Source organism: Pseudomonas sp. GV047, from assembly GCF_003058245.1.
Taxonomy (GTDB): Bacteria; Pseudomonadota; Gammaproteobacteria; order Pseudomonadales; family Pseudomonadaceae; genus Aquipseudomonas; species Aquipseudomonas marginalis.
In genome coordinates this window covers 1-15,786 of sequence record NZ_QCWA01000001.1, presented here as the reverse complement: position 1 = coordinate 15,786, position 15,786 = coordinate 1, and the positions used below count along the sequence as shown (strand labels likewise).

16 protein-coding genes are annotated in these 15,786 nt (G+C 63.4%); 9 read left to right on the top strand and 7 right to left on the bottom strand.

All coding sequences use genetic code 11. The features are described 5' to 3' along the window. Positions 1 to 5: 5 nt before the first annotated feature. Together C8K58_RS00075 and C8K58_RS00070 are read right to left on the bottom strand one after the other, a co-directional pair. Positions 6 to 545 (bottom strand): cytochrome b, encoded by a 540-nt coding sequence (locus C8K58_RS00075; RefSeq protein WP_027606264.1) that lies wholly within the window; start codon positions 543 to 545, stop codon positions 6 to 8. Then, positions 542 to 1,624 carry a catalase family peroxidase gene (locus C8K58_RS00070; RefSeq protein ID WP_108572646.1) on the bottom strand — a complete coding sequence of 361 codons (1,083 nt, stop codon included), beginning with the start codon at positions 1,622 to 1,624 and terminating at the stop codon, positions 542 to 544. The genes C8K58_RS00075 and C8K58_RS00070 overlap by 4 nt, the downstream gene beginning before the upstream one ends. Positions 1,625 to 1,793: 169 nt before the next feature. On the opposite strand from C8K58_RS00070, the gene C8K58_RS00065 reads away from it, so the two are divergent. The 4 genes from C8K58_RS00065 (at position 1,794) to C8K58_RS00050 (ending at position 5,535) form a co-directional block, all read left to right on the top strand. Continuing rightward, complete coding sequence (locus tag C8K58_RS00065) at positions 1,794 to 2,300, top strand: RNA polymerase sigma factor (RefSeq protein WP_027606262.1); 507 nt, start codon at positions 1,794 to 1,796, stop codon at positions 2,298 to 2,300. Next, positions 2,297 to 3,034, top strand: a complete 738-nt coding sequence (locus tag C8K58_RS00060) for an anti-sigma factor (protein ID WP_098479148.1) — start codon at positions 2,297 to 2,299, stop codon at positions 3,032 to 3,034. Before C8K58_RS00065 ends, C8K58_RS00060 begins: the two co-directional genes overlap by 4 nt. Positions 3,035 to 3,096: 62 nt before the next feature. Further along, complete coding sequence (gene zapE, locus C8K58_RS00055; protein WP_092357670.1) at positions 3,097 to 4,191, top strand: cell division protein ZapE; 1,095 nt, start codon at positions 3,097 to 3,099, stop codon at positions 4,189 to 4,191. Between the two features lie 39 nt (positions 4,192 to 4,230). Beyond that, the gene (locus C8K58_RS00050) at positions 4,231 to 5,535 is read left to right on the top strand and encodes a protein kinase (RefSeq protein WP_108573301.1); all 1,305 of its coding nucleotides are present in this window, start codon (positions 4,231 to 4,233) and stop codon (positions 5,533 to 5,535) included. A 76-nt stretch (positions 5,536 to 5,611) separates the two neighbouring features. Here C8K58_RS00050 and C8K58_RS00045 read toward each other — a convergent pair whose 3' ends face one another. Both C8K58_RS00045 and C8K58_RS00040 read right to left on the bottom strand, forming a co-directional pair. Continuing rightward, a complete protein-coding gene (locus C8K58_RS00045; protein WP_027606258.1) occupies positions 5,612 to 6,319 on the bottom strand; it encodes a YebC/PmpR family DNA-binding transcriptional regulator in 708 nt (235 codons plus the stop codon). 98 nt (positions 6,320 to 6,417) lie between these two features. Further along, a complete protein-coding gene (locus tag C8K58_RS00040; RefSeq protein WP_027606257.1) occupies positions 6,418 to 7,275 on the bottom strand; it encodes a LysR substrate-binding domain-containing protein in 858 nt (285 codons plus the stop codon). Positions 7,276 to 7,387: 112 nt separating this feature from the next. Between C8K58_RS00040 and C8K58_RS00035 the strand changes: the two genes are divergently transcribed. From C8K58_RS00035 to C8K58_RS00025, 3 genes are all read left to right on the top strand, one after another. Next, positions 7,388 to 8,497: a 2-aminoethylphosphonate--pyruvate transaminase gene (locus C8K58_RS00035; protein WP_108572644.1), complete on the top strand. Its 1,110-nt coding sequence runs from the start codon at positions 7,388 to 7,390 to the stop codon at positions 8,495 to 8,497. Between the two features lie 27 nt (positions 8,498 to 8,524). Then, positions 8,525 to 9,352, top strand: a complete 828-nt coding sequence (gene phnX / locus C8K58_RS00030) for a phosphonoacetaldehyde hydrolase (protein WP_108572642.1) — start codon at positions 8,525 to 8,527, stop codon at positions 9,350 to 9,352. A gap of 113 nt (positions 9,353 to 9,465) precedes the next feature. Continuing rightward, positions 9,466 to 10,023 (top strand): cytochrome b, encoded by a 558-nt coding sequence (locus tag C8K58_RS00025; protein WP_092357678.1) that lies wholly within the window; start codon positions 9,466 to 9,468, stop codon positions 10,021 to 10,023. Here the strand turns inward: C8K58_RS00025 and C8K58_RS00020 are convergent. Then, complete coding sequence (locus tag C8K58_RS00020; RefSeq protein ID WP_027606253.1) at positions 10,013 to 10,903, bottom strand: 1-aminocyclopropane-1-carboxylate deaminase/D-cysteine desulfhydrase; 891 nt, start codon at positions 10,901 to 10,903, stop codon at positions 10,013 to 10,015. The two genes, C8K58_RS00025 and C8K58_RS00020, sit on opposite strands and share 11 nt — an antisense overlap. 57 nt (positions 10,904 to 10,960) lie before the next feature. Further along, positions 10,961 to 13,000: an NADPH-dependent 2,4-dienoyl-CoA reductase gene (locus C8K58_RS00015; RefSeq protein ID WP_027606252.1), complete on the bottom strand. Its 2,040-nt coding sequence runs from the start codon at positions 12,998 to 13,000 to the stop codon at positions 10,961 to 10,963. 211 nt (positions 13,001 to 13,211) lie between these two features. Here C8K58_RS00015 and C8K58_RS00010 point away from each other — a divergent pair, with 211 nt between their 5' ends. Together C8K58_RS00010 and C8K58_RS00005 are read left to right on the top strand one after the other, a co-directional pair. Beyond that, positions 13,212 to 14,342: a carbon-nitrogen hydrolase family protein gene (locus C8K58_RS00010; RefSeq protein ID WP_027606251.1), complete on the top strand. Its 1,131-nt coding sequence runs from the start codon at positions 13,212 to 13,214 to the stop codon at positions 14,340 to 14,342. 4 nt (positions 14,343 to 14,346) lie between these two features. Further along, positions 14,347 to 15,381 carry an AraC family transcriptional regulator gene (locus C8K58_RS00005; RefSeq protein WP_027606250.1) on the top strand — a complete coding sequence of 345 codons (1,035 nt, stop codon included), beginning with the start codon at positions 14,347 to 14,349 and terminating at the stop codon, positions 15,379 to 15,381. An 8-nt stretch (positions 15,382 to 15,389) separates the two neighbouring features. Here C8K58_RS00005 and C8K58_RS32185 read toward each other — a convergent pair whose 3' ends face one another. Then, positions 15,390 to 15,647, bottom strand: coding sequence for a hypothetical protein (locus C8K58_RS32185; RefSeq protein ID WP_133822091.1), 258 nt, complete (start codon positions 15,645 to 15,647; stop codon positions 15,390 to 15,392). Between the last annotated feature and the right edge of the window lie 139 nt (positions 15,648 to 15,786).

Below are 15,786 nucleotides of genomic sequence, written 5' to 3'. Positions count from 1 at the left end.
CGGCATCAGTCCTTGGTGCCGGTCATGCTCTGCAGCACACCATCGCGCCGAATCAACCCATGGAACAGCGCCGCCGCCAGGTGCAGCAGTACCGTCAGGAACAGCAGGTAGGCCAGATACCCATGGGCCTTGCGCAATAGCGCAAACAGCGGTGCATCCGCCGCCACCAGCGCCGGCAACTGCACCGAACTGCTGAGCATCACCGGGTCGCCCGCCGCCGAAATCATCGCCCAGCCCAGCAGCGGCAACACCAGCATCAACCCATACAAGACCAGATGGGACACCTTGGCTGCCAGCACCTGCCACAGCGGCAAGTCAGACGGCAACGGCGGCTGGCGGGTGGAGAAGCGCACCGCCAGGCGCACGATCACCAGCACCAGGATCGCGATCCCCAGCGGCTTGTGCAGGTGGATCAACCACTCATGCCGCTCCGACACTGACGCCGCCAGGCCTGCGCCGATAAACAACATGGCGATGACCATCAGCGCCATCAACCAGTGCAGCAGGCGCGCCAGGGGCGCAAAAAACCGTGGTTGGGCATTCATGGCTTCGACTCCGCTGGGGCACTGTGCAAGGGGCTGACTTCACCGGCACGGCGCAGGTACGAACTGGCATACGCCGCCGAACGTGCAGCCAGCAACGGATCATTGGAGGCTTCGATGCCGCTGGGCAAAATCAACGGATCGAAATTAATGTCGCGACAATCGCCGTCGGCCTGGGGCTGGCTGCTTTGCAGCACCAGGGTGCCGGCATTCAGCACCTTGTGCTCACCGCTCCAGGGTTTGCTCGCATCATCCAGCGGGTCGCCGGGGTTGGCCAGGGTCATGTTCAATTGCCAACGCAACGGCCCTGAGGCCAGGCGTTGCACCAGGTCTTTCTCCAGAAAGTCGGCGCCCGCTGGTGCGGTCTCCCCCGCTGCATCCTGAATCTGGGGCACTACGCCCCAGCGCACGGCCTGGCGCTTGCCCTCGGCACTCACCAGGTAAAACGCGTTGATACCGTTATAGGTTTCGGTCGCATAACTGGCCGATGGCCTGGCCGTCTTGACCCACGCCAGGAATGGCACCGCCTCAGGGTGTGCGGCAAAAAACGCCGACATATTCGCCGGGTTCGGTTTGCCGGTGGCCGGGTCCGGCGCGCCGGCCTTGAGCATCTGGTAGAACGCCTCGGGCGTGCCCACCGGGAACACCGGCATGCTGTTCATGCCGGTGCGCCATTGCTGGCCATTAGCCAGACTGAACTGCACGGCAAAGCTGCGGATCGGCACACTGCTATCCGGCGCATAGGGGTTGCCGCTGGGCAGGGCGAAGCGGCCGATCAATGGGGTCCTGGCCGCGCTGAACACCTGGGCGCGGGAGTAGGCACGCGCCTCGGCACTGCTTTCGAAATACCCGGCCACGCACACGCCCTTGGCATGGTTACGCCGGAATCCCGGGTGCACGCCGTTGTTGGTTTCCAGGGCATTGACCAGGGTTTTCGGACGCAGGCGTTGTGGGTCGAGGCTGCCGTTGACGTAGGCAAATGCCCCGGCCATAACCGCAACCACGGCGCCAATTCCCGCGAGTCGTGCGATCAGGCTCGCCGTGCTTAACGGGGGACGTGGCGGTGATGAGTGATCTACCATGAACAGACTCCAGGGCCTGAAGGCCTTTGGGGGTAACCATAAGGTCGGAGCATTAAGACGAACGCCGATCCGCTCTATTCCCAGGCCCTGGATTTATTTTCCACGGCCGGGAATAACCGTTCACGCCGGACGTCTCTCTAGTCCCAGCGTAGTGACCAGCCAGACACCCATGCATGAACTCGACGAACCGTTACGTGAACTCATCCCCAGGCTGCGGCGTTTCGCTGTGTCCCTGACCCGTAACGCCAGCAGTGCCGACGACCTGGTGCAGGCGACCCTGGAGCGGGCGATCACCCGTTGGGCCGACAAGCGCATCGAGGGCGACCTGCGCGCCTGGCTGTTCTCGATCCTCTACCGGCAGTTCCTCGATGCCCACCGCCGCACCCGGCGCTATGCACGCATGCTGGAATTCTTTACCGGCCGCGATGACGCGCAGCCGTCGGTGGAGCGCACCGTCATCGCCCAGGCGACCCTGCAAGCCTTCGACCAACTCAACACCGAACAACGCGCACTGCTGTTGTGGGTGTCGGTGGAGGGCTTGAGCTACAAGGAAGTCGCGCAAATACTCGAGGTGCCGATCGGCACCGTGATGTCGCGCCTGTCCCGGGCGCGCCAAGCGTTGCGTCAACTCAGCGATGGCGACATCGCCAGCCCTTCCCTGCGGATACTCAAATGATCAGCCTGCCCCCCAGCGAACGCGACCTGCATGCCTACGTCGATCACCAACTCCTGGACAGTGATCGCCGTGTGCTCGAAACCTACCTGGCCGCCCACCCCGAGGTCGCGGCCCAAGTGCAGGCGTGGCAGCAGGACGCGCAATTGCTGCGCGCGTCCTTGAGCGGCGCCCTGCAACAACCGGCCAACCCGGCGCTGGACCCGGCACTGATTCGCCAGCGCCTCAAGCACCAGACGCGCCGCCGCTTTGCCACCGCCGCAGTGCTGCTGATGGCCGTCAGCCTCGGTGGCCTCGGCGGCTGGCAGGCCCGTGAAGCCACGCAACCGCCGCTGCTGCCGATGGCCGATGCGATGCAAGCGTTCCGCCTGTTTGCCCAGGAGGGCATCATGCCCGCCGACTACAACGGCCAGGACCGCGGCACGATGCAGGCGTGGCTCGACCGCTACTTCAATCAAGCCCATCGCCTGCCGGACTTGAGCCAGGCGGGCTTCACGCCCGTCAGCGGACGACTGCTCACCACCGATCAAGGCGCCGCCGCCATGGTGCTGTACCAGGACGCACAAGGTCGGCGCATCAGCTTCTACATCCGCCCACCGGGCCCGGACAACGGTTTCCTGCCCCGTGGCGAGCGCACGGCGGATGGACTGCAAGCGCAATACTGGTCCGGCGGCGGCTACAACTATGCGGTGGTCAGCCCGGCCGGCCAGCCGACGCCACCCCTGCAGCCGTTCTAGATTGGTCAAATCGCCATCGGCGCCCTAAAGTAAGCGACCACCGCACTACAGAGTGACTCGCATTGGCCGTGCTCCCCCTTATCCGTCGTTTGCTCGGTAAAAAAACCGACACACTGGACGACACGCCCATCCAGACGTTCTTTCAGGACAAAGCCCGGCAACAGGGTTACACCCTCAGTGCTGGTCAAGCCCAGGCCATCACCGCGATGGCGCGCCAGACCCGGCACCTGCTCGCCAGCCAGCCGACCCGCAGCCTGTACCTGCACGGCCCGGTGGGGCGCGGCAAAAGCTGGCTGCTGGACGGTTTCTTCCAGGCGCTGCCCATCGCCGAGAAACAACGGGTGCATTTCCATGAGTTTTTCGCCCGACTGCACCGCGGTATGTTCACGCACCAGGCGACGGACGATGCCTTGGCCATGACCCTGGACGAACTGCTCGACGGCTGCCGTGTGCTCTGTTTCGACGAGTTCCACGTGCACGACATCGGCGATGCCATGCTGATTACCCGGCTGTTCAAGGCCCTGTTCCAGCGTGGCGTGTGGGTGCTGGTCACCTCCAACTATCCACCCGAAGGGCTGTTGCCCAACCCGCTGTACCACGAGCGTTTCAAGCCGGTGATCGACTTGATTGCCGCGCGTATGGACGTGCTGGAAGTCAGTTCGCCCGAGGACTTTCGCAGCCTGCCCCAGGCCCATGCCGTGCAGCGCTTTACCACCGGCTGTTACCTGTGGCCTGGCACGCAGGCCCAGCGTGCGGCGCTCGGCCTGCCTGTCAGCGGCGGCCCGACGCAGACGCTGACGGTGGGCAACCGCACATTGATCTGCCGCCAGCATCATGCACGCACCATCGTATTCACCTTCAACGACCTGTGCGAACAGCTGACGGCGGTGATGGACTACCTGTTGCTGTGCGAGGCGTTCGATCACTGGGTCATCGACGGACTGCCCCGCCTGGCAGACTGCCCGATCGCCGTGCAGCAACGTTTTATCAACCTGGTGGACGTGCTTTACGACAAGGACAAGCACCTGATCCTGATCGGCGAACAACCGCTGGCACAGGCCATGAGCGGCCAGGCCATCGACCTGGCGCGCACCGCCAGCCGCCTGAACCAATTGCAACAGGCCGACCCGCAACGGGCGTGCGACCCGGTATCATGAGCGCCTTTTACGCCCCCTTGCCGAGTGACCGCGCCGTTCATGAATACCCTCGCCCAACTCAAGGCCGGCCACTTGGCCGGCATTACGCGCCTGGACCTGTCCTGCGGGCTCACCGAATTTCCTGAGGAAATCTTCGGGCTGGCCGACTCCCTGGAAATCCTCAACCTCAGCGGCAATGCCCTGAGCCGCCTACCCGACGACCTGCACCGCCTGCCGCACCTGCGCGTGCTGTTCTGCTCGGACAACGCCTTTACCGAACTGCCGGAATGCCTGGGCCGGTGCGCCAAATTGAGCATGATCGGCTTCAAGGCCAACCAGATCAGCCACGTGCCCGCCGCCGCGCTGCCGCCGTTGCTGCGCTGGCTGATCCTCACCGACAACCGCATCAGCCAGTTACCCAGCGAGTTGGGCGAGCGGCCGCTGCTGCAGAAACTGATGCTCGCCGGGAACCAACTGACGCAGTTGCCGCAGAGCCTGGCCAACTGTAGCAATCTGGAGCTGATCCGCATTGCCTCCAACCGCCTCACGCGCCTGCCCGAGTGGATGTTGACCCTGCCGAGCCTGACGTGGCTGGCCTATGCGGGCAACCCGGTGGAAATGGCCGTGGATGTGGCGGTGGACGACGCGACAGCGGCTATTCCCTGGACGGAACTGGAACTGGCCGAGGTGCTGGGCGAAGGTGCCTCGGGGGTGATTCGCAAGGCCCTGTGGACACCCATGGCCAAGCCCGTCGCCGTCAAGCTGTACAAAGGCACGATCACCAGCGACGGCTCGCCGCTGCACGAAATGCAGGCCTGCATCGCCGCCGGGTTGCACCCTAACCTGATCAAGGTGCAAGGCCGCGTGGTGGGTGCCCCCGAGGACCAGGCCGCATTGGTCATGGACCTGATCGACCCGAGCTACCGCAACCTCGCCGCCCTGCCGAGCCTGGCCTCCTGCACCCGCGACGTCTACGACCCCGCCACCCGCTTCAGCCTCGACACAGCCTTGCGCATGGCCCGGGGCATCGCCTCCGTGGCGGCGCATCTGCACCGGCACGGCATCACCCATGGCGACCTGTACGGGCACAATATCCTGTGGAATGAAGCGGGCGATTGTTTGCTCGGGGACTTTGGCGCGGCGTCGTTCCATGCCAAGGCAGACACGTTGGAAACACGAGCCTTGCAACGTATTGAAGTGCGCGCGTTCGGGGTGCTGCTGGGGGAGTTGCTGGAGCGGGTTGAAGCGGGGTTGATTGACGAGGCGCTGGTAGCGTTGCAGAAAAGCTGTTGCCAGCCCGACGTGTTGGCACGGCCGAGCTTCGAAGAAATCAACGCCATGCTGCAATCCATCCAACACCACTAAACAAATGTGGGAGGGGCGGTGCGACGACTCGACTGGCCCCCTCCCACATTTGGATCGCGTTTCTTCAGTTGATAAATCAGCCCGCCAGGCCGACGAACATGTCCTGCACATCATCATGGTTGTCCAAACCTTCGAGGAAGGCTTCGACTTCAGCCATCTGCTCATCGGTCAAACCACTCACCGGGTTCTTCGAGATGTAGCCCAGCTTGGCCGACAGCACGGTGAACCCCTGTTCCGGCAGGGCTTTTTGCACGGCGTCCAGGTCAGTGGTCTCGGTGATGAACAGGGTGGTGCCTTCTTCTTCGCCGTCTTCAAAGTCCTGCGCACCGGCTTCGATCGCGGCCATTTCCGCATCGGCATCCGGGGTGTCCGGCGAGGCTTCGATCAGGCCGACATGGTTGAAATCCCAGGCCACGGAGCCGGAAGCACCCAGCTGCCCCTTGCGGAACGCCACGCGGATTTCCGCCACGGTGCGGTTGATGTTGTCGGTCACACACTCGACGATCAACGGCACCTGGTGCGGGGCGAACCCTTCGTAGGTCACGCGGTGGTATTGCACGGTTTCACCGAGCAGACCGGCGCCCTTCTTGATCGCGCGTTCCAGGGTTTCCTTGGGCATCGAGGCCTTTTTGGCCTGTTCCACCACCAGACGCAGGTGGGCGTTGGTCGCGGTGTCGGCACCGTTGCGGGCGGCGATGGTGATTTCTTTCACCAGCTTGCCGAAGATCTTGCCCTTGGCATTGGATGCCGCTTCTTTATGTTTGACTTTCCACTGTGCGCCCATGACTCACTCTCTTCTATACATCGCGCCGAAACGTCTACTGGCCGGCGCTTTGGGGGCAGAGTTTATAGCGCAAGAACGCATCGTTCCACCAAAAACCCTCAGGGCGCCAACTCGAAAACCGCCTGAATCAGGCGCAACGAGCGGCGCCGCTCCATGCAACCGAGCAGGTGCCGGTTGACCAGCCCCTCGCCCTCAATCGGCACCGCCTGCACCCGTGGGTCGGGGCTGACTTCCATGGACGAGACCACGCCCACCCCCAACTCAGCGGCGACGGCTTCGGTCACCGCCTCGCGGCTGTCCAGTTCCAGCAACACCTTGGGCTGCACATTCGCGGCCATGCAGGCGTCATCGAAGGTACGCCGGGTGATCGAGCTGGGCTCGCGCAGCACCATGATCACATCATTGAGTTGCTCAAGGCGGATACCCTCGGGTTGCTGCGCCCACGCATGGCTGGCCGGCACCAATGCGCACAGCCGCGACTCACTCAACGGTTGCAGGTGCAGGCCATTGCGCGGCTCCACTTCGGTGAGTACCGCCACATCGGCATGTTCGGACAACAGCGCGGCCAGGGTTTCCTGGGCATTGCCCAGGCGCAGGTTGACGGTAATCCCGGGGTAGCGCGCGCGCAGGCTGGCAATCATCGGCATCACCAGGTGCGGGCCGTCCGCCGCGACTTCCAGGCGCCCGCTCAGCAGTTGGCGGTTGGCCTCCAGCATGGTCTGGGCTTCGTCCACCAGGCCAAAGATCGCCCGTGTGATCGCCGCCAGCCGCGCGCCCTCTTCGGTCAACTCCACCCGCCGCGCGGTGCGGCGCAGCAACGGAATCTGGTAGTGCTCCTCCAAGGCCTTGATATGCCCGGTCACCGCCGGCTGGCTGATGAACAGCCGCGCGGCAGCACGGGTAAAACTGCCCTCACGGGCCACGGCGTCGAACGCGCGCAGTTGGAACAGGTTCATGGTTATCGGCCTCACTGATAGCTCGCATAACAACAAACAATTTGATTGATGACAAGCCAAACTGCAATTTAGGCGCCGTAGCTTCAACCCCGATGCCTTGCGAGGACTTGAGATGACCACTGCCGCACCGATCCTGCTGACCCCGGGCCCCCTGACCACATCGAACCGCACCCGCCAGGCCATGATGGTGGACTGGGGTTCATGGGATGACCGCTTCAACCAACTCACCGCCAGCGTCTGCGAACAATTGCTGGCGATCCTCTACGGCGAAGGCAGCCACCATTGCGTGCCGTTGCAAGGCAGCGGCACCTTTGCGGTCGAGGCGGCCATCGGCACCCTGGTACCGCGTGACGGCAAGGTGCTGGTGCTGATCAACGGCGCCTACGGCAAGCGCCTGGCCAGGATCTGCGAAGTGCTCGGCCGTGATTTCAGCACCTTTGAAACCGCCGAGGACGAGCCTGCTACCGCCGCCGATGTGGACCGCCTGCTGGCGGCAGACAGCGCCATCACCCACGTTGCGTTGATCCATTGCGAAACCAGCACCGGCATCCTCAACCCGCTGCCGCAGATCGCCGAGGTCGTCAAACACCACGGCAAGCGCCTGATCATCGACGCCATGAGCTCCTTCGGCGCCCTGCCGATCGATGCCCGCGAGGTGCCGTTCGACGCACTGATCGCCGCCTCCGGCAAGTGCCTGGAAGGCGTGCCGGGCATGGGCTTCGTCTTCGCGAACAAACAGACGCTGGCCGCCGCCCAGGGCAACTGCCATTCCCTGGCGATGGACCTGTTCGACCAGCACAGCTACATGGCCAAGACCGGTCAATGGCGCTTTACCCCGCCGACCCATGTGGTCGCCGCCCTGCACGAAGCGCTGCTGCAATACCAGGAAGAAGGCGGCCTGCCCGCGCGCCACCGACGCTATGCCGACAACTGCCAGGCCTTGCTCGACGGCATGGCCGCACTGGGCCTGCGCAGCTTCCTGCCCGCGGCGATCCAGGCCCCGATCATCGTGACCTTTCATGCCCCGACAGACCCGCGCTACCAGTTCAAGGATTTCTACGAACGGGTCAAGGCCAAGGGTTTCATTCTGTACCCCGGCAAATTGACCCAGGTGGAGACGTTCCGCGTGGGCTGCATCGGCCATGTCGATACGCAAGGGATGCGCGCAGCGGTCAAGGCGATCGCCGAGGTGCTGGAAGAAATGGAAGTGTCGGACATCTGATTGCCCCTTACCCACAGGATCTGAACCATGAACTATCAAAACCCCAACACCCTCCAGGCCGTCATCCTCGACTGGGCCGGCACCGTGGTCGACTTCGGCTCTTTCGCCCCCACGCAGATTTTTGTCGAGGCCTTCGCCGAATTCGATGTGCAGGTTTCCATCGAAGAAGCCCGTGGCCCGATGGGCATGGGCAAGTGGGACCATATCCGCACTTTGTGCGACCAGCCGCAAGTCGCCGAGCGCTACCGCCAGGCATTCGGCCGCACGCCCACCGATGACGACGTGACCGCCATCTACCAGCGCTTCATGCCGTTGCAGATCGAGAAAATCGCCGAGCACTCGGCGCTGATCCCCGGTGCCCTCGACACCATCGGCCAGCTGCGCGGGCAAGGTATCAAAATCGGCTCCTGCTCGGGCTATCCCAAGCAAGTCATGGACAAAGTGGTCGCCCTGGCCGCCACCAACGGCTACGTCGCCGACCACGTGGTCGCCACCGACGAAGTGCCCAACGGCCGCCCATGGCCAGCCCAGGCACTCGCCAACGTGATCGCCCTGGGCATCGACGATGTGGCGGCGTGCGTCAAGGTCGACGACACCGTGCCAGGCATCCTCGAAGGCCGCCGCGCCGGGATGTGGACCGTGGCCCTGACCTGCTCCGGCAATGCCCTGGGCCTGACCTACGCGCAGTTTCGCGCCCTCGACAGTGCCACGTTGGCCAGCGAACGCACGCGTATCGAAGCGATGTTCGAAGGCTCGCGCCCCCATTACCTGATCGACACCATTACCGACCTGCCGGCCGTCATCGCCGACATCAACCAGCGCCTGGCCCGCGGTGAAATGCCGCAAAGCGACTGATAGAGGTCAAGACAACGGCATCGCGTCGGGCAAACCGCGCAAAACAGGCTTACAGTAAAAGGACTTCGTCGCCAAAGAACGAAGGTTCGCCCTGATGAGTGAGGAACCCAGCGATGCCGTGGAAAAATTCCGATACGCGCTACAGCACCATGTCGATTGCGCTGCACTGGTTGATGGTGGTGCTGCTGGCGGTGGTCTACGCCTGCATTGAGTTACGCGGCCAGTTCCCCAAAGGCAGCGGTGCACGGACGTTGATCGTCGAGATGCACTTCATGTTCGGCCTCACCGTGTTTGTGCTGGTGTGGCTGCGCCTGTTCGCGCGCAGCCTGGGGGTTGCACCCAAGATCGTCCCCGCCCCGCCACAATGGCAAAGCCTGCTGGCCACGCTGATGCACTTCGCGCTGTACGCCTTGATGATCGGCATGCCGATTGCCGGTTGGCTGATCGTCAGTGCCGAGGGGCATTCGGTGATGTTCTATGGGATCGAGTTGCCGCCGCTGATTGCTGAAAACAAGGCGCTGGCCAAGCAGATCGAGGGCTGGCATGTGCTGTTCGGCAAGATCGGTTACTGGCTGATCGGCCTGCATGCGTTGGCGGGGATCTTTCATCATTATGTGATGCGTGATAACACGGCGTTGCGGATGATGCCGGGTAAGCGCGCTAGGCTGTAAACCCTCGGCGGCCCTGCAAGCCACCGGTATGCACGAAGATCAGGCGAGTGCCGGGCACGAAACGCCCGGCCTCGATCTGCTGCTTCAACGCCAGCAACGCCTTGCCGGTATAGAGCGGCTCCAGCGGTACACCGCAGGCCTGTTCAGTGCTCTCGATAAACTCGAGCAATAGCGGATCAACCTTCCCAAAGCCACCCCGGCTGGCGTCCAGCAATTCATAACCGCCCTGCACGAGGGCACTCACGTTCTGCGCCACGCCATGATCATCCGGTACCGCCATTGCGCCATACACCGGATGCGCGCCCGCCTCCGCCAGCGCCAACCCCGCCAACGTCGTACCGGTGCCCGCCGCCAGCCACCAGGCGTCGTAATCGGCCCAGCCCACGGTGCTCAATTGCCGGCGTGCCTGCTCGACCAAGACCCCGCAACCCAATGCCCCGGCCATCCCGCCTCCGCCTTCGGGCACGGGGTAAAGATCGGGATAGCGCTCGCGCCACGGCAGCCAGAAACCCGGCTCATGGCGCGCGCGATAACCGCCGTAGCCCAGCCAATGCAGGTGCATGCCGCAGGCTTTCAGGTCGAGGACGGTGGGGGTGTCCTGGGGATGGCCACGCAGCAGGCCGACAGTGGCGAAACCAAAACGCTTGCCCGCCGCTGCCAGCGCGTGAAGATGGTTGGAGTACGCCCCGCCAAGGCTGATGACGCCGCTGGCACCGGCCTGTCGTGCCTGGGCCAGATGTTTGGTGAGCTTGAACCACTTGTTGCCGCTGATCAGCGGGTCGATGCGGTCCAGGCGCAGCACGGCCAGTTCGACGCCGTTCAACCAATCGAGCCGCATGGCTTCAAGGGGCGTGTGGGGAAGCCAGTCAAAGGGACCCATCGGGCGGCATCTGCATGGAAAAAGGGGCGGTAGTCTAACACCGCCCCTTGCGTCGTCTTACAGCTCGGCGGCGAGGCGCGAGCCTTGGTTGATCGCGCGCTTGGCATCCAGCTCGGCCGCCACATCGGCGCCGCCGATCAGGTGCACGTTCTGCCCGGCGGCGACCAGGCCGTCCTGCAGTTCGCGCAGCGGGTCTTGCCCGGCGCAGATGACGATATTGTCCACGGCCAGCAGCTGCGGCTCACCCTCGGAGCCGATGCGGATATGCAGGCCGTCATCGTCGATCTTCAGGTACTCGACGCTGTTAAGCATCTGCACGCGCTTGTTCTTCAAGCCGGTACGGTGGATCCAGCCGGTGGTCTTGCCCAGGCCGTCGCCGACCTTGGAAGCCTTGCGTTGCAACAGGAACACGTCACGGGCCGGGGCATGGGGCTGAGGCTTGATCCCGGCCACGCCGCCACGGGCTTGCAACTGGGTGTCGATGCCCCATTCCTTCCAGAACGCTTCGCGGTCGAGGCTGGTGGACACGCCCTGGTGCACAAGGAATTCCGACACGTCAAAACCAATGCCGCCGGCGCCGATCACCGCGACGCGCTTGCCCACCGGCTTGCGCTCGAGGATCACGTCCAGGTAGCTCAGCACCTTGGGGTTTTCAATCCCCGCAATCGCCGGCGTGCGTGGCGCAATGCCCGTGGCCAGGATGATCTCGTCGTAACCGCCCGCCACCAGCTGCGCGGTGTCGACCCGGGTGTTGAGACACAGCTCGACGTGGGTGGTCTGCAACTTGCGATTGAAGTAGCGCAGGGTCTCGAAAAACTCTTCCTTGCCCGGTACGCGCTTGGCGATATTGAATTGGCCGCCGATCTCACTGGCCGAATCGAACAAGGTCACCTGGTGGCCACGCTCAGCCGCCACGGTCGCGGCGGCCAGGCCTGCGGGGCCGGCGCCGACCACGGCGATTTTCTTGATCTGCTTGACCGGCAGGTAGTTGAGTTCGGTCTCGTAGCACGCGCGTGGGTTGACCAGGCAGGTGGTCAACTTGCCGCCAAAGGTGTGGTCCAGGCAGGCCTGGTTGCAGCCGATGCAGGTGTTGATTTCATCGGCGCGGCCGGCGGCGGCCTTGTTGACGAACTCGGGGTCGGCGAGGAACGGCCGCGCCATCGAGACCATGTCGGCATCGCCTTCGGCGAGGATCTGCTCGGCAATCTCCGGTGTGTTGATGCGGTTGGTGGTGATCAGCGGGATCTGCACCGCACCGCGCAATTTGGCCGTGACTTTGCTGAACGCGCCACGGGGTACTTTGGTGGCGATGGTCGGGATACGCGCTTCGTGCCAGCCGATACCAGTGTTGATGATGGTCGCGCCGGCCTGCTCGATGGCCTTGGCCAACTGCACGATTTCTTCCCAGGTGCTGCCGCCTTCCACCAGGTCGAGCATCGACAGGCGGAAGATAATGATGAAGTTCGGGCCAACGGCTTCGCGCACCCGGCGCACGATCTCCACCGCCAGGCGCATACGGTTTTCGTAGCTACCGCCCCAACGGTCGGTGCGATGGTTGGTGTGGGCGGCGAGGAACTGGTTGATGAAGTAACCTTCGGAACCCATGATTTCCACGCCGTCGTACTCGGCGACCTGGGCCAGCAGCGAGCAGGTGACGAAATCCTGGATCTGCTTCTCGATGCCTTCCTCGTCCAGCTCCTTGGGCTTGAACGGGTTGATCGGCGCCTGGATCGCACTCGGCGCCACCTGTTTTGGGCTGTAGGCGTAACGGCCGGCGTGGAGGATCTGCATGCAGATCTTGCCGCCCGCCTCATGCACGGCCTGTGTGACGATCCTGTGCTTCTGCGCTTCCTCTTCGGTGGTGAGCTTGGCCGCGCCGGAATACACCCCGCCTTCATCATTCGGGCCAATGCCGCCAGTGACCATCAGGCCCACGCCGCCACGGGCGCGCTCGGCAAAGTAGGCCGCCATGCGTTCGAAACCACCGGGCTTTTCTTCCAGGCCCGTGTGCATCGAGCCCATCAGGGTGCGGTTGCGCAAGGTGGTAAAACCCAGGTCCAACGGGGCCAGCAGGTGCGGGTAGGCAGCAGCGGTCATGGTACAGCTCCACAACGGATCATCACGGGACGTGAGGGGCTCGAATGGCACCTCATCGGTTTATGTCCCACAGACTAAGAGGCGGTGGACGACGGCTCAATGACTGAAACTGACAAGTTATTGATCCAAATGCACAGCGCCCCTTGGCAAGCCGTTGCAGGGGCCCTACCCTAGTCGCGAACCCTGCACCCGGTCTGTTGTCTGTTGCCCCATGCGTAAACTTCTCGCTTTTACCGTCTCCATGGCCCTGGTTGCCGCCGTCGCCGCGTATCTGGTCTGGACCCAGGAGCGCCCTGTGGCGCATTACCTGTCGGACCTGCGCATCACCCTCGCCGTCAACGAAGGCCTGCCCGCCGATCGCGGCAACTTGCTGGGCATCCAGCCGGAGCTGTTTCCCGCCGATTACCAGAGCCTGGAACGCCTGCACCTGAAGCTCGCGGCCTATCTGCAAAAGGCCCGGGACCAGGGGTTGATCAACGAAAAAACCATCGTAGTGCTGCCTGAACATATCGGTACCTGGCTGATGTTGACCGGTGAAAAAAATGAGGTGTACCAGGCGCTGCACGTGAAGGATGCGATGAACTGGCTATCGGTCAGCAACCCGCTGCTGTTTGCCCGTGCCTGGATCAGCGCAACCGGCGATAACCGCACCGATGACGCCTACCTGCGTATGAAAGCCTCCGGCATGGCGCGGGACTACCAGGTGCTGTTCGGCGGCCTGGCCAAGGAGTTTGGCGTCACGCTGGTGGCCGGCTCCATCGCCCTGCCCAACCCCAGCGTCAGCCAGGGCCAACTGCAGGTCGGCCATGGCGCCTTGTACAACGCCAGCGTGGTGTTCGCGGCGGACGGCTTACCCCTCGGCGATCCCCAGCGCCAGCTTTATCCGATCTACGATGAACGCGGCTTTATCGAACCCGGTGACGAAAACATCGTCAGCGTGGTCGACACCCCGGCCGGGCGCCTCGGCGTGTTGGTCGGCAGTGACAGCTGGTACCCGGACAACTATCGCAAGCTCAACGAGCAAGGTGCGCAATTGATTGCGGTGCCGGCCTTTGTGCTGGGTCGCGATACCTGGGATCGACCATGGCGCGGCTTCAAGAGCGTGTCCACGCCACCGGAAATCAGCCTCAAGCCTGAAGAGCTCAGCGAAGGTGAGGCCTGGCGACGCCTCACCCTGATCAGCCAACAACCCGTCAGCCAGGCAACCGCGGGCATGAGCGTATTCCTGCGTGGGCAGTTCTGGGACCTGGGCACGGCCGGGCACAGTTTTCTCAGCAGCAACGGGCAGATCAGCGCCGACGGCGACGCCCGTGGCGCGCGCCTGCTGAATATCTGGCTGTAGCCCCGTGAAGCCGGTGCGCCTGGGTGATTTGTCGGTGGGCTTCGTGCACACCCTGGCCGACGCGATCCACAGCCACGGCCTCGACCCGCAACCGCTGCTGCTGCAATACGGCCTCGACCCCGCGCGCCTCGCCGAAGCGGGTGCACGCTTGTCGATCCCGCGTTATATGCGCCTGGGCCATGGGGCCATCCAACTCACCGGCGACCCCGGCCTGGGCCTGCGCATGGGCCAGCTCAGCCGCCTGAGCCAGGCCGGGTTGGCCGGGGTCACCGCCGCCCAGGCGCCCAATGTGCGCGAGGCAGCGCGCACCCTGACCCGCTTCGAGGCGCTGTACGGCTCCAACTATCGCGGGCAATCGAGTTTCCACGAGGACGCCGAAGGCGCCTGGCTGCGGTTCTATTCCATCAGCCCCTATAACGCCTACAACCGCTTCGTGGTGGACTCGATCATCGCCGGCTGGCTGCAGCAACTCTCGAGCCTGGCCCAGCAAACGGTACAGGCGCAACGGATTGAAATCGAATTTGCAGCGCCGGACTACAGCGAACAGTACGCGCTGCTGGGCGATGGCCCGATCCAGTTCGGCGCCGACGCCAATCAACTGCGCCTGAGCCAGCAAACCCTGGCCCTGCGCAACCCGCAGCATTGTCCGAGTACCTGGCACCTGTTGCTGCAACTGTGTGAACGGGAACTGGAGCAGTTGACCCGCACCCGCAGCCTGCGCGAGCGCATTACCCGCTTGCTCGGGCCGATGCTCAATGGCGGCCGGGAACCCGACCTGGAAGAAGTGGCGGCGCGCTTGAAGCTGCCGACCTGGACACTGCGCCGCAAACTGGCCGAAGAAGGCACACAGTTTCGCGCGATTCTCAACGATACCCGCCGCGACCTGGCCATGACCTACATTCGCGATACGGAACTGGCATTCGGCGAAATCGCGTACTTGCTCGGTTTTGCCTCGGCCCAGGCGTTTCAACGGGCGTTCAGGCGATGGAACAACCAGACCCCAGGGGAATTTCGCCGCAGTCAGCGGCATTCCGCCTGAAGTCGGTCTTATAGCTCGGTGGCGTCATCGGCCGGATCCAGAGGATCCAGTTCAAAGGCCTGGTACTCCAGCAGTTCTTCCTGGTATTCGTCCATGGTGGGCTCCTTGTTTTGAATTAAAAGCGGCTGCAGATAAATGACCTGCACAGCCAGCCTAAAGTGCCGTGATGACGAAAAAATGTCGACGTCATGACGTTCCTGCACTCCAGGATTAAACGTAGCAGCGTTGTACGAATTTAGCACCGGGGTTTTGAGGCGCGATTGCAATCAGGGATGCACGGAAATGGACGGGAATGCATTCCAATGTGGGAGGGGTGTAGAACCGTAGACATCGTTTACATCTGAAACCGGGGACATCGTTTACACATTTGAGGCCTGGACGCGGGTCATACCTCGTCCAAGCCTC

Coding starts and splice junctions, on each gene's coding strand:
- C8K58_RS00010 (WP_027606251.1), top strand. CDS start 13,212: ATGCGTAAACTTCTCGCTTTTACCGTCTCCATGGCCCTGGTTGCCGCC.
- C8K58_RS00045 (WP_027606258.1), bottom strand. CDS start 6,319: ATGGGCGCACAGTGGAAAGTCAAACATAAAGAAGCGGCATCCAATGCC.
- phnX (WP_108572642.1), top strand. CDS start 8,525: ATGAACTATCAAAACCCCAACACCCTCCAGGCCGTCATCCTCGACTGG.
- C8K58_RS00070 (WP_108572646.1), bottom strand. CDS start 1,624: ATGGTAGATCACTCATCACCGCCACGTCCCCCGTTAAGCACGGCGAGC.
- C8K58_RS00020 (WP_027606253.1), bottom strand. CDS start 10,903: ATGGGTCCCTTTGACTGGCTTCCCCACACGCCCCTTGAAGCCATGCGG.
- C8K58_RS00060 (WP_098479148.1), top strand. CDS start 2,297: ATGATCAGCCTGCCCCCCAGCGAACGCGACCTGCATGCCTACGTCGAT.
- C8K58_RS00025 (WP_092357678.1), top strand. CDS start 9,466: ATGCCGTGGAAAAATTCCGATACGCGCTACAGCACCATGTCGATTGCG.
- C8K58_RS00015 (WP_027606252.1), bottom strand. CDS start 13,000: ATGACCGCTGCTGCCTACCCGCACCTGCTGGCCCCGTTGGACCTGGGT.
- C8K58_RS00035 (WP_108572644.1), top strand. CDS start 7,388: ATGACCACTGCCGCACCGATCCTGCTGACCCCGGGCCCCCTGACCACA.
- C8K58_RS00065 (WP_027606262.1), top strand. CDS start 1,794: ATGCATGAACTCGACGAACCGTTACGTGAACTCATCCCCAGGCTGCGG.
- C8K58_RS00050 (WP_108573301.1), top strand. CDS start 4,231: ATGAATACCCTCGCCCAACTCAAGGCCGGCCACTTGGCCGGCATTACG.
- C8K58_RS00075 (WP_027606264.1), bottom strand. CDS start 545: ATGAATGCCCAACCACGGTTTTTTGCGCCCCTGGCGCGCCTGCTGCAC.
- C8K58_RS00040 (WP_027606257.1), bottom strand. CDS start 7,275: ATGAACCTGTTCCAACTGCGCGCGTTCGACGCCGTGGCCCGTGAGGGC.